The organism is Streptomyces glaucosporus (assembly GCF_039533345.1).
GTDB classification, from domain to species: Bacteria; Actinomycetota; Actinomycetes; order Streptomycetales; family Streptomycetaceae; genus Streptomyces; species Streptomyces glaucosporus.
Map to the genome: position 1 here is coordinate 52400 of NZ_BAAATJ010000022.1, position 16148 is coordinate 68547.

The 16148-nt window shown below is 73.1% G+C and carries 13 protein-coding genes; 5 read left to right on the top strand and 8 right to left on the bottom strand.

The features are described 5' to 3' along the window. Positions 1-32: 32 nt before the first annotated feature. The 3 genes from ABD358_RS21240 to ABD358_RS21250 all read left to right on the top strand — a co-directional run bounded on the left by ABD358_RS21240 (position 33) and on the right by ABD358_RS21250 (position 5771). Positions 33-2639 (top strand): AMP-binding protein, encoded by a 2607-nt coding sequence (locus tag ABD358_RS21240; RefSeq protein ID WP_344632691.1) that lies wholly within the window; start codon positions 33-35, stop codon positions 2637-2639. Positions 2640-2716: 77 nt separating this feature from the next. Beyond that, the gene (cmdF, locus tag ABD358_RS21245) at positions 2717-4336 is read left to right on the top strand and encodes a tyrosine 2,3-aminomutase (RefSeq protein WP_344632730.1); all 1620 of its coding nucleotides are present in this window, start codon (positions 2717-2719) and stop codon (positions 4334-4336) included. Between the two features lie 97 nt (positions 4337-4433). Next, positions 4434-5771, top strand: a complete 1338-nt coding sequence (locus ABD358_RS21250) for a condensation domain-containing protein (RefSeq protein ID WP_344632692.1) — start codon at positions 4434-4436, stop codon at positions 5769-5771. Between the two features lie 87 nt (positions 5772-5858). Here the strand turns inward: ABD358_RS21250 and ABD358_RS21255 are convergent, their stop codons facing one another. After that, entirely contained in the window at positions 5859-7454 is a 1596-nt protein-coding gene (locus ABD358_RS21255; protein ID WP_344632693.1) for a 4-hydroxyphenylacetate 3-hydroxylase family protein, read from the bottom strand. 249 nt (positions 7455-7703) lie between these two features. Here ABD358_RS21255 and ABD358_RS21260 point away from each other — a divergent pair, with 249 nt between their 5' ends. Then, a complete protein-coding gene (locus ABD358_RS21260) occupies positions 7704-8888 on the top strand; it encodes an acyl-CoA dehydrogenase family protein (RefSeq protein ID WP_425576382.1) in 1185 nt (394 codons plus the stop codon). 53 nt (positions 8889-8941) lie between these two features. Further along, a complete protein-coding gene (locus ABD358_RS21265; RefSeq protein ID WP_344632695.1) occupies positions 8942-9376 on the top strand; it encodes an SgcJ/EcaC family oxidoreductase in 435 nt (144 codons plus the stop codon). Between the two features lie 73 nt (positions 9377-9449). On the opposite strand, the gene ABD358_RS21270 is transcribed toward ABD358_RS21265, so the two are convergent. From ABD358_RS21270 to ABD358_RS21300, 7 genes are all read right to left on the bottom strand, one after another. Continuing rightward, positions 9450-10700 (bottom strand): cytochrome P450 family protein, encoded by a 1251-nt coding sequence (locus ABD358_RS21270; RefSeq protein ID WP_344632696.1) that lies wholly within the window; start codon positions 10698-10700, stop codon positions 9450-9452. Between the two features lie 117 nt (positions 10701-10817). Then, positions 10818-11690 carry a phytanoyl-CoA dioxygenase family protein gene (locus ABD358_RS21275; RefSeq protein WP_344632697.1) on the bottom strand — a complete coding sequence of 291 codons (873 nt, stop codon included), beginning with the start codon at positions 11688-11690 and terminating at the stop codon, positions 10818-10820. A 54-nt stretch (positions 11691-11744) separates the two neighbouring features. After that, positions 11745-12005: an acyl carrier protein gene (locus ABD358_RS21280; RefSeq protein ID WP_344632698.1), complete on the bottom strand. Its 261-nt coding sequence runs from the start codon at positions 12003-12005 to the stop codon at positions 11745-11747. 50 nt (positions 12006-12055) lie between these two features. Next, positions 12056-12655 (bottom strand): prephenate dehydrogenase/arogenate dehydrogenase family protein, encoded by a 600-nt coding sequence (locus tag ABD358_RS21285; protein ID WP_344632699.1) that lies wholly within the window; start codon positions 12653-12655, stop codon positions 12056-12058. 133 nt (positions 12656-12788) lie between these two features. Beyond that, a complete protein-coding gene (locus ABD358_RS21290) occupies positions 12789-13595 on the bottom strand; it encodes a TIGR03084 family metal-binding protein (RefSeq protein WP_344632700.1) in 807 nt (268 codons plus the stop codon). A 105-nt stretch (positions 13596-13700) separates the two neighbouring features. Continuing rightward, on the bottom strand, positions 13701-15362 hold the full coding sequence (locus tag ABD358_RS21295) for an FAD-dependent oxidoreductase (protein WP_344632701.1): 1662 nt from the start codon (positions 15360-15362) through the stop codon (positions 13701-13703). Next, positions 15359-15922: a DUF5987 family protein gene (locus tag ABD358_RS21300; RefSeq protein WP_344632702.1), complete on the bottom strand. Its 564-nt coding sequence runs from the start codon at positions 15920-15922 to the stop codon at positions 15359-15361. The genes ABD358_RS21295 and ABD358_RS21300 overlap by 4 nt, the downstream gene beginning before the upstream one ends. Positions 15923-16148: the final 226 nt, after the last annotated feature.

Sequence of the window (16148 nt, forward strand, 5' to 3'; positions counted from 1 at the left end):
CGCGGGCCGGAGACGAGACGAAGGGAGCGGACGTGACGGAGACGGCCCAGGTGTGCCGGGCCTACGCCGTGGCCGGCGGCCTCGACACGCGGGCGCTGCGCGCCGCCTGGCGCGAGGCCACCGCCCGGTACGCGGCGCCCGGCCGCGGTCCCTTCGGGTTCGCGGACCTCGGCGGGGTCCCGGACCCGGGACCGTGGGAGAGCGCCGGCCGCCTGTGGGCCGACCCGGACCTCCTCTCCTTCCCCGCGGCGTGCGGGCCGGCCGCCCGGCTCGTCGTCGCGCGGCCGGCCGGCGGCGCGCACCTGGTGATGCTCGCGGTGAACCGCGCCTTCGCCGCCCGCCACTCCCTGGCCTCCCTGGTCGGCGGCCTCGGCGCGGCCTACGCGGCCGTGGGCGCGGGCCGGTCCGGGGAGTTCGCCGGCGCGGACTTCGACTGGTCCGCCGACCTGTCCCCCTCCCTGGGGGCACTGTGCTCCCGGGAGGGCGCGGCGCCCCCCGACGTCCTGCTGGCGGCGTACTGCTGCCTGGTGGGCAGGCACACCGGCGAGGACCGGCCGACCGTGGGGGTGCCGGGTCCGGACGGCGGCCACCGGGTGGTCCGCGCCGACCTGTCCGGGCGTCCCTCGTTCCGCGAGCTGGTCGTCCGCACGGCGGCGGCGCGGCGGGCCGGCGCGGCCGCGGACCGGGCCGCGCGGTACGACGCGCTGCTCTCCGTGGAGAGCCCCGCCGAACCCGTGCTCGGGCTGACCGGCGCCCGGGTGCACCGGCTGCGGACCGACGACGGCGTGCCCGACGCGGACCTCGCGCTCACCGTCCGGTGCTCCGCCTCCCTCCTCGCCGGCCGCCTGGAGTACCGCACCGCCCCCTTCGACGCGGCGGCGGCCTCCGGCACGCTCGGCCAGCTCCGCACGCTGCTGCGCGCCGCGCTGGACGCCCCGGGCACGCCGGTGGACGCGCTGCCGCTGGAGACGCCCGGGCAGCTCCGTGCCGCAGCCCGGGAGGCCGACCGGACCGCGGCGGGCGCGTGGAGCGGCAGACCGGTCCACGACCGGGTCCGCGCGGTCGCGCGCACCCGCCCGGACGCCCTGGCGATCGACGGGGGCGGGGCAGGCGTCACCTACCGGGAGCTGTGCGAGGAGGCCGGGGCCGTCGCGCGCGGGCTGCGCGCGCTCGGCGTCGCGGAGGGGGAGCCGGTGGCGCTGCTCCTGCCGAACGGCCCCCGCCGGGCCGCCGCGCTGCTCGGCGCGTTCCGGGCCGGCGCCCACGCGGTGTGCGTGGGCACCGCCCTGTCCGGGGACCGCGGCAGGGCCGTCCTGTCGGACCTGCGTCCGCGCTGCCTGCTGGCGGCCTCGCCGGCCGGCGACTCGCCGCTGGTCTCCTGGTTCCGCGGGGAACTGGGCGGCCACGTCCTCGACCTGGACGTCCCGCGGGACGTCCTGCCGGACCCGGAATCCCCCGACCGGGCGGCCCCCGGCGCGGGCGGCTCCGCTCCGCCCGCGCCGGACGGGCCGGGGGAGGCCGGTCCGGCCGACCGCTGGGCCTACATCGCGTACACGTCGGGCTCCACGGGACTGCCCAAGGGGATCCCGCAGACCCACCGCACCCTCGGCCAGTTCGTGGAGTGGTTCGCCGCCGAGTTCGGCATGGGGCCGGGGTCCCGGGTGGCCCAGTGGTCCGCGCCCGGCTACGACGCCGGCCTCGTGGAGCTGTTCGCCGCGCTGACCGCCGGGGCGACCCTCTGCCCGGTCCCGGACCGGATCAGGGCGCATCCGGGGAAGCTGGCCGACTGGCTCCGGACGGAGCGGATCACGCACCTGCAGACGGTCCCCAGCTTCGCCCGGCAGCTGCTCGCGGCGGTCCGGGACGCGGGCCCGCGCCGCCCGTCCTCGCTGAACCACCTGCTGCTGGCGGGCGAGGCGCTCCCCGGGGAACTGGCCGGAGACCTGCGGGAGGCCCTGCCCGGCGTCCGGCTGGTCAACCTCTACGGCGCCACCGAGACGATCCTGGCGACCTGGCACGAGGTGGACGGCCCCGTCCGCGGCGCCGTGCCGATCGGCCGCCCCATCCCCGGGCGCCAGGTGCTCGTGCTCGACGAGCACGGCCGGCCCTGCCCGGCCGGCGTCACGGGCCGCATCGTCGTGTGCGGTCCCCACGTCACGCCCGGCTACGTGGGGACGGACCGCCCCGGGGACGCCTTCCGGCCCCTGGCGGGCCCTCCAGAGTCCGGTGTGGCCGGCGGCCCCTGCCACCGCACCGGAGACCTGGGGCGCAGGCGGTGGGACGGGCTGCTGGAGTTCGCGGGACGCGGCGACAGCAGGGTCAAGATCCTCGGCACCCGCCTGGAGCTCACCGACATCGAGACGGCGCTCGTCGCCGACGAGACGGTCGCCGACTGCGCCGTGGTCGCGTGCCCCGGAGCGGACGGGCTGGTGACGCGGCTGGTCGCGTACGTGGTGCCGCGCCGCTCGCCGGACCGCGGGCCGGCGAGCGGCGCGAGGGCCTGGCGGGCCGGGCTGCGCCGGTGGTTCGGCAGGGCCCTGCCCCCCGTGTCGTTCGTGACGGTCGAGGAACTGCCCCGCAACCCCGGGGGGAAGGTCGACCGGCGGGCACTGGCGGACCTCGCCCCGTCCCCGCACTGAGCACCTCACCGGCACCCACGATCCGCTGCCTCTGTCCACATACCTACCGATCCCACGATGGGGTGAATGCCGTGACCATGCTGGAGACCAACGTCCCGACCGGCTCAGAGGGCCTGGGCGTCGACATCGACGGCGAGCACCTGGACATCCCGGCCGTGCGCCGGGTCGCCGAGGACCTGGCCCCGGTGTCCGTGCCCCCGCAGGTCCTGGCCAAGGCGGCGAGGAGCCGCCGGCAGTTCGAGGACATCGTCCACGACGGCGCCCCCGTCTACGGCGTCACGACCGGCTACGGCGAGATGATCTACATGCTGGTCGACAAGTCCAGGGAGGTGGAGCTCCAGACCAACCTGGTGCGCAGCCACAGCGCCGGGGTCGGCCCGCTGTTCGCCCAGGACGAGGCCCGCGCCATCGTCACCGCCCGGCTGAACGCGCTCTCCAAGGGCTACTCGGCCGTCCGGCCCGAGCTGCTCGAACGCCTGGCCCTCTACCTCAACCTCGGCATCACCCCGGCCATCCCGGAGATCGGGTCGCTCGGCGCCAGCGGCGACCTCGCGCCCCTCTCCCACATCGCGAGCACGCTGATCGGCGAGGGCTACGTCCTGCACGACGGCAAACGGGTCCCGACGGGCCAGGTGCTGCGCGAGAAGGGCATCGAGCCGCTGCAGCTCCGCTTCAAGGAGGGCCTCGCGCTCATCAACGGCACCTCGGCCATGACGGGCCTGGGCTCCCTGGTCGTCGGCCGCGCCCTCGACCAGGTGCGGCAGGCCGAGATCATCACCGCGCTGGTCCTGGAGGCGCTGCGCGGCTCGACGAGCCCCTTCCAGCCCGAGGGCCACGACATCGCCCGGCCGCACCAGGGGCAGATCGACACCGCCGCCAACATGCGGGCGCTGCTGCGCGGCAGCGGCCTGGTCCTCCGGCACTCCGACCTGCGCCGCCAGGCGGAGGCCCAGCGCACCGGCGACAGCGTCTCGCGCACCGAGGTGTACCTGCAGAAGGCGTACACGCTGCGCGCCATCCCGCAGGTGGTCGGAGCCGTGCGGGACACCCTCTACCACGCGGTGCGGAAGCTGGAGACCGAGCTGAACTCCTCCAACGACAATCCGCTGTTCTTCGAGGGCGAGGAGGTGTTCCACGGCGCGAACTTCCACGGCCAGCCGATCGCCTTCGCCATGGACTTCGTCACCCTCGCCCTCACCCAGCTGGGGGTGTTCTCCGAGCGCCGCACCAACCGGCTGCTCAACCGCCACCTCAGCGACGGCCTCCCGGAGTTCCTCGTCGCCGGCGACCCCGGCCTCAACAGCGGGTTCGCCGGCGCCCAGTACCCGGCGACCGCGCTGGTCGCCGAGAACCGCACCATCGGCCCGGCCAGCACCCAGAGCGTCCCCTCCAACGGCGACAACCAGGACGTGGTCAGCATGGGCCTGATCGCGGCCCGCAACGCCCGCCGCGTGCTGTCGAACAACACCCGCATCCTCGCGGTGGAGTTCCTCGCCGCCGCCCAGGCGGTCGACCTGTCCGGCCGCCGCGACCGGCTCGGCCCGGCCGGCCGGGCCGCGTACGACATGATCCGGTCGCTGGTGCCCACGCTCGACCGCGACCGCTACATGGCGGACGACATCGAGCTGGTGGCCGCCGCGCTCGCGCGCGGCGAGTTCCTGGAGGCCGCCGACCGGGCCGGCGCCGTGCTGGTCTGACCCCCGCCCCCGCCCCGCCGGAACCCGGCGGGCCGCACCGCCGCGGCGCCGCCGGGTTCCGGCGGCGCCCGACCCCGACGAGACCTGGGACGGACCCATGCGTATTCCGCTCTCCTTCAACCAAGAGTTCCTGTGCCTGTTCGACCAAGGGGACGGGGAGGGCCCCTTCGGACCGCTGTACAACATCGTCGGCGGCTGGAGACTGGCCGGGAAGGTCGACCCGGCCGCCCTGCAGGACGCGCTGGACGACGTCGTGGCGCGCCACGAGGCCCTGCGCACGACCGTCGTGCGCACCCCGGGCGACCGGCGCCAGGAGATCCTCCCGCCCTCGCCCGTCTCCCTGACGGTCCGGGAGATGCCCGAGCCGGACCGCGCCGCGCGCGACCGCCGCGCGGAGGAGCTGCTCATCGAGCTGGAGGGCGGGCACTACGGCGTGGACCGGCTGCCGCTGCTGCACGCGGTGCTGGGCCGGTTCGACGAGGACGACGCCGTGCTCGTCCTCGTCGCCCACCACACCGCGGCCGACGAGGTCTCCATGCAGCTGATCATCCGCGACCTCGGTGTCCTGTACGCCAGGCGGTGCGGGCACGAGGTCGCCGAGCTGCCCGAGGCGGTCCAGTTCCGGGACTTCGCCGTCTGGGAGCGGGAGCGCTACGCCCCCACCGCGCGGGTCGGGGCGCGGGACCACTGGCGGGAGCGGCTGGCCGGGGCGAGGATCACCGGCGTCCCCACGGACCACCCGAAGTCCGCCGGGCTGGAGAAGACGACCGCGGTGCACCGCTTCCTGGTGGGCCGGGAGCCGACCTCGGCGGCCCTGGCGCTCGCCCGGGAGACGCGCAGCTCGGCCTTCATGGTGCTGCTCGCCGCGTACAAGGTCTTCCTCAACGGCCTGGTCGGCGCCACCGACGTCGTCGTGCCGACGATGGCCTCGGGCCGCGGCCCCGCCAGGTTCCAGAACACCGTCGGCGCGTTCTTCAACTTCGTCCCGCTGCGCACGGACATCGCCGGCGCGGCCACCTTCCGCGAGGTGGTGGAGCGCACCCGCGCGACCTGCCTGAAGGCGTACGGCAACCCCCTGCCGTTCAGCCAGATCGCCGCCGAGGCGCCGGAGCTGGCGGCCTCCTTCGGCGCGGACGACCTGGGCGTCGTCGCGTTCCAGGTGTTCCAGTTCCCCGCCCTGGACGGCATGGAGGCGGGCGACGTGAGGATCTCCGAGATCCGCCGCCGCCTGCTGTCCCAGCCCGTGAGCACGGACGTCCCGGACGGCGTGCTGTTCCAGCTGGACATCGACCCCGCCTCCGGCGAGATGCTCGGCCACGTGGGGTACAACACCAACCTGTTCCGCGAGGCGACCATGCGGGAGTTCGCCGCCGGGTTCGCCGGCGTGCTGGACCGGACCGTGATGACCCCCGACGCACCCCTGTCCCTGTCCTGACCCGCCCCTCCCCGGGACAGGACGCGCGGGTCCGCCCCCCTTCCCTCCCGGAAGGGGGGCGGACCCGCGCGTCCTGCGCGCCGGCGGTCAGCCGTCCGACAGCGCGGCCCGGGCCGCGGAGCGCAGGCCGTCGAACGAGGAGAGGTCGGGCACGGTCCAGCCGTCCAGGTCGTACTCGGACAGGCACCGTTCGGCGAACTCCTTGTAGGCGTCGACCTGCCCCGAGAGGGTCTGGGAGAGCAGCAGCTCCGCCCGCGTGTTCTCGTGGTTGCCGGCGTAGTTGCGCTCGTACAGCTCGTGCCGGCCGCCGAACTCGGTGCCGACCGCGTCCCAGAGCAGCTTCATCACCTTGACGCGGTCGACCGCCTCCGTCCCGCCCGATCCGCGCAGGAACTTGTCGAGGTACGGGCGCACGTCCGGATTCCTGAAGTCCTCCGCGCTGGAGTTGACGTACACCAGGCCGCTGGCGACGTCCTGCTGCACGATCTCCTTGACGCGGGGGTAGCCGATCTGCATGAACCACCGGTAGGCCATGCTGTACTGCGGATTGGGCAGCAGCGCCCCGTTCTTCCATTCGACGGGATTGCGCGCGGCGGCGTCCGAGAGCCCCCAGAAGAGATTCCGCCAGGCCAGCACCTCGCCGATCCTGGTCTGCACGCCCCGGAAGTCCTTGGTGCCGGTGATCTCCAGCGCCTTGATCAGGAGCCCGGCGATGAATTCGAGCTTCACCGCCAGGCGGGTGCAGCCGTGGAAGGTGAAACGCTCCACGAATCCGGAGCGGCCGGGGAACATCTGCACCTTGCCCAGGTGGCCGTAGACGAAGACGTTCTCCCAGGGAATGAGGACTTTGTCCAGGACGAGAATGGTGTCGTTCTCGTCCAGCCGGGACGACAGCGGATAGTCGAAGGGGCTGCCCATGGTGGCCGCCGTGGCGGTGTAGGAAGGGCGGCAGATCAGCTTCATTCCCGGCGCGTCCATGGGAATGGTGGCGATCAGGGCGAATTCGCGCTTCTTGACCGGCAGGCCGAAGTGGGCGATGAAGTTGTAGTGGGACAGGGCGGAGCCGGTGGCCACCACCTTGGCGCCGCTGACCACCAGCCCCGCGTCGGTCTCCTTCTCCGCGTGGACGAAGACGTCCTCCACCTCGTCCGGGGACCGGTCCCGGTCGACGGGCGGGTGGACGATGGCGTGGTTCCAGAAGAGCACCTTCTCCTGCGACTCCCGGTACCAGCGGAGGGCGTTCTCGCCGTAGGGGGCGTAGTAGTCGGCGTTGGCGCCCAGGGTCCCCAGGAACGACGCCTTGTAGTCGGGGCTGCGCCCCATCCACCCGTAGCTCATGCGCGCCCATTCCGCGATGGCCCGCTGGTCGGCCACCAGGTCCTCGACGCTGCGCGGGGTGGTGAAGAAGCTGTGCGTGTACCCGTCGCCGCCCGTGTCCGTCGGCCTGGTGAGGACACCGCGCCGCTCTGGGTCGTGCAGTGCGTCGTACAGCCGTGCCGTCATGCGGACGGGGTTGCGGAAGGCGGGGTGCGAGGTGACGTCCTTGACCCGTTCGCCGTACAGGTACACCTCCCGGCCGTCCCGCAGGCTCTCCACGTACTCGTCGCCCGTCAGGGGGCGGGTCCTGCGCCGCTCACCGGCGGGGCCGGCGGTTCCGGCAGGGGCGTCCTGACGCTCCGTCATCGGTTTTCTTCCCTCTTCCTCTTCCACCGGGCGCGTTCAGCGGCATACCGCGCTCTCATGGTCGCAGGAGCGTCCGGAAAAGGGCTTCTCCCAGGATGCGGCGTCGAAATCGGAAAGCCGGCCCCGCGGCGCGTTCCGCAATCCAGGAGATGCGCCCCCCGTCACGGAATGTCAGCGTTCTGCGTGAACATCACGGACGGCCATTTTCCGGCCTCCGGGACGGGACGTCTTATCCAGGAGGACATGGTGCTGACGACGGCCGGCGTTCCCACTCGGGAACAGATTGTCCGTCGGGCCTCCGAGCTGGTGCCGATTCTGCGGAAGCACGCGGCATGGTCGGAGGAGAACCGGCGTATTCACAGCGACGCGATCGAGGCCCTGGCCGACGCCGGGGTCTTCCGTATGCGGGCGCCGGCCCGCTTCGGCGGGTACGAGAGCGACACCCGCACACTGGTCGACGTCGCCGCCGAGCTGGGCCGCGCCGACGGCTCCACGGGCTGGACCGCCTCGGTGTACTGGATCCCCACCTGGATGGCCGGCCTGTTCCCCGACCACGTCCAGGACGAGGTCTTCTCCACCCCCGACGTCCGCGTCTGCGGCACCCTGAGCCCGAGCGCGACGGCCACCCCCGTCGACGGCGGCGTCGTGGTCAACGGCAAGTGGGGCTTCATCAGCGGCGCCCTGCACGCCCACTGGCAGGTCGTCGTCGCCGTCCGGACCTCGCCGGACGGCGAGCCCGTGCCGGTCATGGCCCTGGTCCCGCTCTCGGACCTCAGGATCGTGGACGACTGGCACACCTCGGGGCTCAAGGGCACCGGCAGCGTCAGCACCGTCGCCGAGAACGTCTTCGTCCCCGCCGACCGGGTCCTGCCGCTCGGCGTCGTCGTGCAGGGGCAGGGCGGTGTGTCGGGCGCGAACGCCGGGTCGGCGATGTACCGCGCCCCGCTGCTGCCGGTCGCCGCCGCGTCCTCGGTCGGCGCGGTGCTCGGCATGGCGCGCGCCGCCTTCGAGGCGTTCATGGAGCGGCTGCCCCAGCGCAGGATCACGTACACGGACTACGGGAGCCAGGCCGAGGCCCCGCTGACCCACCACCAGGTGGCCGAGGCCGCCCTGAAGATCGATCAGGCCGAGTTCCACGCCCACCGCCTGGCCGGTCTCGTCGACGCCAGGAACGAGCAGGCCTCGGAGTGGAGCATCGAGGAGCGGGTGCGCGCGCGTGCCGACATGGGCGCGGTCTGCCGCCTGGCGAAGGAGGCCGTGGAGGTCCTCGCCTCGGCCAGCGGCGGCTCCTCGATCTACAGCGGCGTGGCGATCCAGCGCATCGCCCGGGACGTCCAGGCCGTCAACCTGCATGCGCTGATGCACCCGAACACGAACGCCGAGCTGTACGGGCGCGTCCTGTGCGGCCTGCCGCCCAACACGCTCTACGTCTGACCCGCCCGGAAGGACCCCGGGAACCAGTTGACGGGAAGAAGAGAGGGAACGTCATGACCGTATCACCGCCGGCCGCGGCCGACGCCGCCGTCTCCGAGGCCGACAGGGAGGCCGTCGCCGCGCTTCCCGCCCGCATCGTCGCCGCCTGGGCGGAGCACGACGCGGCGGCCTTCGCGCGGGTCTTCACCGAGGAGGGCACGATGGTCCTGCCCGGTGTCTACCGTGACGGCCGCGAGCAGATCGAGTCCTTCATGGCCGCGGCGTTCCAGGGGCCGTACAAGGGCACCCGGGTCGTCGGCACGCCGCTGACGCTCAAGTTCTTCCGCCCCGACGCGGCCATCATCGTCACCCAGGGCGGTGTCCTGGGGCCGGGCGAGTCCACCGTCTCCGACGCGCGGGCCGTGCGCGCCACCTGGGTGGCCGCCAAGCAGGAGGACGGCCGGTGGTACCTGGCCGCCTACCAGAACAGCCCGCGCGACAGCGCCTGATCCACCGCGCGGCACGGCGAAGCGGCGCCCCCGGATCCCGACGGGATCCGGGGGCGCCGCTTCGCCGTGCCGGTCAGCCGACCGCGGCCGGCACGGGGGCGGTCAGCCGCACCGGCAGGGCGCGGTGGCCGTTCATGATGAAGGTCGGCAGCGGCTGGAGCTCGTCCGCCGGAACGGCCAGGGAGAGGTCGGGGAAGCGCTCGAACAGGGAGGACAGGCCCACCGTCGCCACCAGGCGGGCGATGCCGGCGCCCATGCAGTAGTGGGGGCCGTGGCCGAAGGACAGGTGCTCCTTGTCCTGCCGGGTGACGTCGAAGCGGTCGGCGGTCTCCCCGTGCAGCTTCGGGTCGCGGCCGACGGCGCTGTAGTTGACGAGGATCGGGTCGCCCTTGGGGATCGTCACGCCGTCCAGTTCGATGTCCTCGACCGCATAGCGCAGCGGCAGGTGGGCGAGCGGGGACTCCACGCGGAGCGTCTCGTCGATCACGTCGTCCCACGAGGCGCGCCCGGAGAGGACCAGCTCCAGCTGCTCGGGGTGGGTGAGCAGAGCGGTGATGGCGTTGTCGAAGAAGTTGATGGTGGTCTCGGATCCGGCGCCGAGGATCGCGAAGATGGTGTCGCACAGCTCCGCCTCGGACAGCCGCGAGCCGTCCTCGTCCCGGGCGGCGATCAGGTCGCTGGTGATGTCCTCGCCGGGGTTCGCCCGCTTCTCGGCCACCAGCTGCTCCATGGCTCCGCGCCAGTTGCGGAGCACGGCCTGGGCCTGCTCGGGGGTGACGGTGGTGTCCACCATCATGTCGATGACCTCGGCCGTCGCGACGCGCGCCTCCTCGGACATGCCGATCAGCTCGGCGACGAGCATGGCGGGCAGCGGGTAGGCGAAGTGTTTCCGCAGGTCCACCACCTCGCCCGGCTCCACGGTCTCGAGGGAGGCCAGCAGCCCGTTGGTGAGCCGTTCGACGAGCGGCCGGTAGGTCTCGGTGCGGCGTGGGGTGAAGGCCTTGCCGACGAGCCGGCGGAGCCGGACGTGGTCCTTGCCGTACGCGGTGACCATGTTGTCCATCGCGACCCAGCTGATCATCTCCCAGTCCGGGCGTATCCGTCCCTCGATGAAGTCCGGCCAGTGGTTGCGGGCGCTCTTGGTGACCTTGGGGTCGCTCAGCACCTTGCGCACGGTGGCGTAGTCGTTGATCGACCACGCGAGGACCCCGCCGGGGAGTTCCACCCGGACGGCGACACCGCGGGATCGCAGGGCGGCGGCTTCGGCGTGGATGTCCCGGCCCGTGGTGTCGAGTGTGTGGGCGACGGGGCAGCGCTGCGGCATGGGTTTCTCCCGTGATGACGTGTGTCTGCGAATCGTTCGGCGGGCGCGGGTTCCTCCGGCGCACGCGTGCCCGGGCGCCGGCGGCGGGGGTGGCGGCGCCCGGGCACGCGCGGCGGACTACCGAGCGGTGGCGGCGGCGGTCCGGACGGGCTCCGGGCCGCCGTCCTCCAGGACGGTGTAGGGGTCCTCCATCTCGTACCAGCCCAGCCCCGGGGGGCAGCGGTCGTAGCCGAGCAGCCGCCGCACCTCCTCGGGGTAGGCGAGCACGGCCTCCCTCGGCACCGCGAGGTACTGGTTCTCCTCCTGGCGGAGGTTGCCCAGGTCGAGGGCGATGGTCAGTCCGGTGCGCGGGGTGTCGGTGGTGTTGCTGCCGCCGCCGTGGTAGACCCCGCCGAGCCAGATCAGGGCCGAGCCGGCCCGCATCTCGGTGGGAACGGCCTCCTCGACGTGCGGGGCCCGCTCGTCGTCCCAGTGGTGGCTGCCCGGGATGACCATGGTGCCGCCGTTGTCCGCGGTGAAGTCGCTCATGGCCAGCATCAGCTGCACCCGGCTGGTCGGGCCGGGGTGGCGGCGCAGGTGCAGCGCGTCGTCCCGGTGCAGGGGCTGTCTGCCCTGGCCCTTGTGGATCTGGATGGCCTGCGTGCCGCTGATCTGGATGGTCGGCACCAGTTCGGTGCGGGACCGGCCGATCCAGACGTGGACCGGCTTCTGCATGATCCGGCGCGCGGCGCCGAGATACAGGGGGTGGGTCACCACCGGGGTGAGTCTGGCGGTGCGGGCGAAGATCGAGGAGACCCGCCGGGTGCGTGTGCCGTTGTACCAGTCACCGCTGTAGTCGCGGGCGTCGAGGTGCGGACCCAGGTCCTCCCACAGCCCTTCGAGGGTTCCGGCGTCGGCGAGGTCCTCGACGATCACCGCCCCGTCCCGCTCGAGGATCTCCACCACCTCGTCGAGATCCGCGTCGGGCCCGAACCGCTGCAGCCCCGTCATCGCGCTTCACCTTCCTCCGCTCCGTCATGGGACTCGTGCCGGTGGTCGTCGTCCTCAGCCGTCGCGGGAGACGCCGGACCGGGCGGTGACGAGGCGGTGGAGGGAGTCCAGGTCGGGGTCCTCCTCGAAGATGTCGCCGACCTCGATCTGCACGCCGAGCTCCTCCTCGATGCGCGACACCATGCGGGTGGCGGATATCGACTCGCCCCCCGCCTCGAAGAACGTGGCGTTCCTCAGGTCGGCGGGGAGTTCCCCGAGGGTCTCCGTCCAGATCCTCTCCAGCATCTTCGTGACCGTCGTCACGTCCGCGCTCATGTGCGGTCCTCCCTCTGCGGTCGAGCCCCACCGGGCATGTGGTGGCAGCTTCACACCGGGGTCCCGGCAGGGCATCTCCTGGATTGCGGGACCGCCGGGGCGGCGGCGCCCGTCCCGTCCGGGTCCGGTTCCAGGAGGATCGCGCCGCACAGGACGACGAGTTCGCGGACGGCGGCCACGGCCTCGGGCGGGACGGTGGGCCAGGGGTTGAGGATCCACGGCCGGCCGGCGAGCGGGCCGCCGCCCGCGGCGGCGCGCCCCTGCCCGTGCGCCAGGAGGCGGCCGGGGACGTATCCGTTCAGGTCGCAGCCGCGCAGGAGGGCCTCCTCCCGGACCAGGACCGCGTCCTTCCCGCCGTCCTCCCCGCCGTCGGTCACGGTGGTGTAGGCACGGCCCAGTCCCAGGAGCTGGGCCGTGTACAGCACCTCCGCGGCCGTGGACGGCGGGGCGGCGACGACGACGGCGTCGGCGGGCGGGGCGCCCCGGGTGAGCGGGACGCCGGCGCCGGCCCCGGCGGCCCTCTCCACCGCCCGGGGGTCGGGGTCCGCGAGGAGGACGCGGACCCCGGCTCCGGTCAGGGCGAGGGCGACGGAGGTGCCGGCCGGCCCGCAGCCGATCACTGCGGCGCTGCGGATGCGCGTGCTGGTCATGGCCTCTCCCGGTGGGCTTGCGGTGGGCTCGTGGTGGCTCGTGGTGGGCTTCTGGCGGGGCCCCGGCGGGCTCCGGGCGGGTTTCCGGCGGGTGCGGGCGGACGGCGGGGGGCCCCGCGCCCCGGGGGGCCGGTCACTCGTGGCACCGGTTTGCGAACTGGCCGGGGGTGCGGCCCTCCCCGGCGGGGCCCCGGTAGGCCTGGGCGATGTCCAGCCAGCGGTCGGCCTCCTCGCCGACGGCGGTCAGGGCGAGGTCGTCGCGGTGGCGGCGGCGGGTCACCAGGAGGCAGAAGTCGTGGACGGGGCCGGTGATCCGCTGGGCGGCGTCCTCCGGGCCGAAGGCGAGCAGTTCGCCGGCGGGCGAGGTGAGTTCGAAGCGGAAGGGCTCGTCCGGCGGTGTCAGGCCGCGGGCCAGGTAGCCGAAGTCGCGGGTCAGGACGGCGAACCGGGCCAGGTGGCGCAGCCGTTCGGTGGGCTCCCGGCGCACGCCGAGGGTGTCGGCGATGTCCTGTCCGTGGCCGAAGAGCTCCATGATCCCGGCGGAGGCGAGGACGGCCGGCGGCAGCGGGTTGACCAGCCAGGGCACCACCGCGTCCTCCGGTACGGCGGCCAGGGCCTCGATCGAGGCGTCGCCCTCGGCGCGGAAGCGGGCGAGGAGTTCCGCGGGCGGGAGGCCGTTGAACTGCCGCAGGGCGGCGTTGACGGCCCCGTCGAAGTTCTGCGCGGCCTGGGCCGCGATGCCCCTGAAGGTGTCCGGGTCGGCCGCGGCCGTCTTGGCCAGCCGGAAGATGAAGGTCAGATGGGCGACCTGGTCGGCGATGTTCCAGCCGGGGGCGGGGGTGGGCTTCCTCCAGTCCTCGCCGTCGAGGCCCCGCAGGATGTCCTCGACCTCGTCGATGTCGGCGGCCAGGGCCTTCAGCACGTCGTTCAGGGTGTCCATGGTCGGTCGGCTCCTTGTCCTTGGTTGGTCTCTTCATGCAACTCACTTGAGCTGCCAAGTTTTTTGATGCAACTCACTGGGCGTGCGCGGACGCCCGTCGGACCGTCAGGCGTTGGCGAGCGCCGGCAGCAGGGGCAGGACGCCCTTGCGGCCGCTCGTCTGGCCGTTGGGGGCCGGGGCGCCGTAGGTGACCTCGACGCCCCTGCGCCGGGCGGCCGCCACGATGCCGGGGACCGCGCGCTCGGCGACCGCCGCGATGGTCATCGCGGGGTTGACGGTGAGCGCGCCGGGGACGGCGGAGCCGTCGGTGACGAAGATGCCGGGGTGGCCGCGGAGTTCGTTGGTGTCGTCGAGCGCGGAGGTGTGCGGGTCGTCGCCCATCCGGCAGGAGGCCAGCGGGTGCACGGTGTAGGCGCCGACCAGGTCGTTGGTCCACGGCATCACCTTGGCCAGGCCGTCCTTCTCCAGGATCTCCTTCACGTCGGCGTCGGACTGCCGCCAGCCGCGCCAGGTGTTCTCCGTCGGCCGGTACGTCAGGTTCCCGCGGCCGAGCATCTGCTGGGAGATGCGGTGCGCGTTGCCGGTCGCGGGCGGCGGGCCGAAGACGCCCTCGTTGTCGTCCTCGGTCATGGAGAAGATGGTGAGCCAGGACTTCCAGTTCTTCAGGATCTCCTTCTTCTCCCGGCCGAACCAGGTGGGACCGGTGGCGTCGGGCGCCTGGGCGAGGATGGTCCCCAGGCCCGGCGGGAAGTACAGCTGCTCCAGGGAGTAGCGGGAGTACTCGGGCAGCGAGCCGTCGAGCCGGTCCCAGCTGGCCACGGTCGGACCCTTGCCGATCGCGTTGGCGCCGTAGGGCAGCTCCCCCTCGCCGCGGGAGAGCCCCAGCAGCTCGGCGACCTTGTCCTCGTTGAGGATCGCGGTGTTGAGGCGCTCGCCGTTGCCGGAGAAGTAGCGTCCGACCGCGTGCGGCATCCGGCCCAGGTGCGCCTCGCTGCGCTGCAGGATGACGGGGGTCGCGGCGGCGCCGGCCGCCATCACGACGATCTTCGCCTCGATCACGCCGGACCCGTTCTGCAGCCGGTAGTCCTCGTCGTGGACGATGTTGTAGTGGACCCGGTAGCCGCCCTCGGGCGTCCGCGTCAGGTACTGCACCTCGTGCAGGGGGCGGATCTCGGCGCCGTGGGCGAGGGCGGCCGGGAGGTAGTTGGCCGTGAGGGACTGCTTCGCCTCGAAGCGGCAGCCGGCCATCATGAAGTTGCAGCTGACGCACTTGGAGTTGTCGATCGCCGCGGCGAGCGGGTTGGCGGTGCGCCCGGCGCGGTCGCAGGCCGCCGCCCACAGCCCTCCGGCGTACGAGGCGTCCTCCCACCCCTGCTTGCTGACCGACAGGGACTCCTCGATCCGGTCGTACCACGGGTCGAGGGTGTCGCGGCTGATGGCCTTGGGCCACATGCGGCGGCCGATGCTGCCCTTGCGGTCGAAGACGAAGCGTGGCGCGCGGGGCATGGCCGCGAAGTACACGACGCTGCCGCCTCCGACGCAGTTGCCCCCCAGCACGCTCATGCCGTCGCCGACGACGAAGTCGAAGATCCGCGTGTAGGAGGAGCCGAGCTTGTAGTCGTGCTCGAACTCGTTGCTCTTCAGCCAGGGGCCGCGCTCCAGCACGGTCACCTTGGCTCCGCCGGCGGCCAGGTGGTAGGCGGCGATCGCGCCGCCGAATCCGCTGCCGATCACCAGGACGTCGGTGCGCTCGATGGTCTCGCTCATGCCGGGCTCCCTGAGGGTGTGGTGGTGGGGTGCAGTCGGGCGAGGCGGCGGCCGTATCCGGACCTGCCGAAGCGCCACAGGCCGTCCGCGTCGGGCTGGGTGATGCCCATGGCCCGGAGACCCGGGTGGCCGTCCCGCAGCGCGTCCGCGGTGTGCAGGTGCGCGGCCGAGTCGAAGGCCATGTTGCAGAAGAGGGACAGGAGCACCCAGAACTCCTTCTCGGGGTGGCCGGGACGGGTCAGCCGCGCGACCAGCTCCGTCCGGTGCTCGAACTCCAGGGCCACGAAGGGGGGCACGTCCGGGTCGAGCTCCAGGCCCGCCTCCCGGGCGTAGGACCTGGCGTGCTCGTTGACGCGCCGCGCCAGGTCGTCGAGGCCGTCGCTGATGCCGGTGGCGTCCCAGCGCAGCAGCTCGAGCGCCCCGGCGGCGACCGCCCCGCCGCCCGTGGCGGCGCCGGCGACGGCCCGGTCCCCGGGCCAGCGCTTCTCTCCCGGGACGATCGTGTCCGCGTAGGCCTCGAGGGTGAGCGACACGTCGTCCGCCGCGTCCGTCGTCCGCACGGCTGATCCTTCTCGCTGCAACTCGACCTCCGGTGGGTGAGTGGGGACTGCCTGCTGGCGTGAGAAGGAAGCTAGAGCTGCTGAGTCCTTTCAAACAACCATCGGTCTCCGTTCAGGAGAACACCGAGTTCCTTGAAGCAACTAGCCGGAGTCGAAGCGTCTCCCCGGCCGTGTGGACAAAAAAAAACGGTCGACCTCTATGCTTCTTCCGATGCGTTTCCCGTTC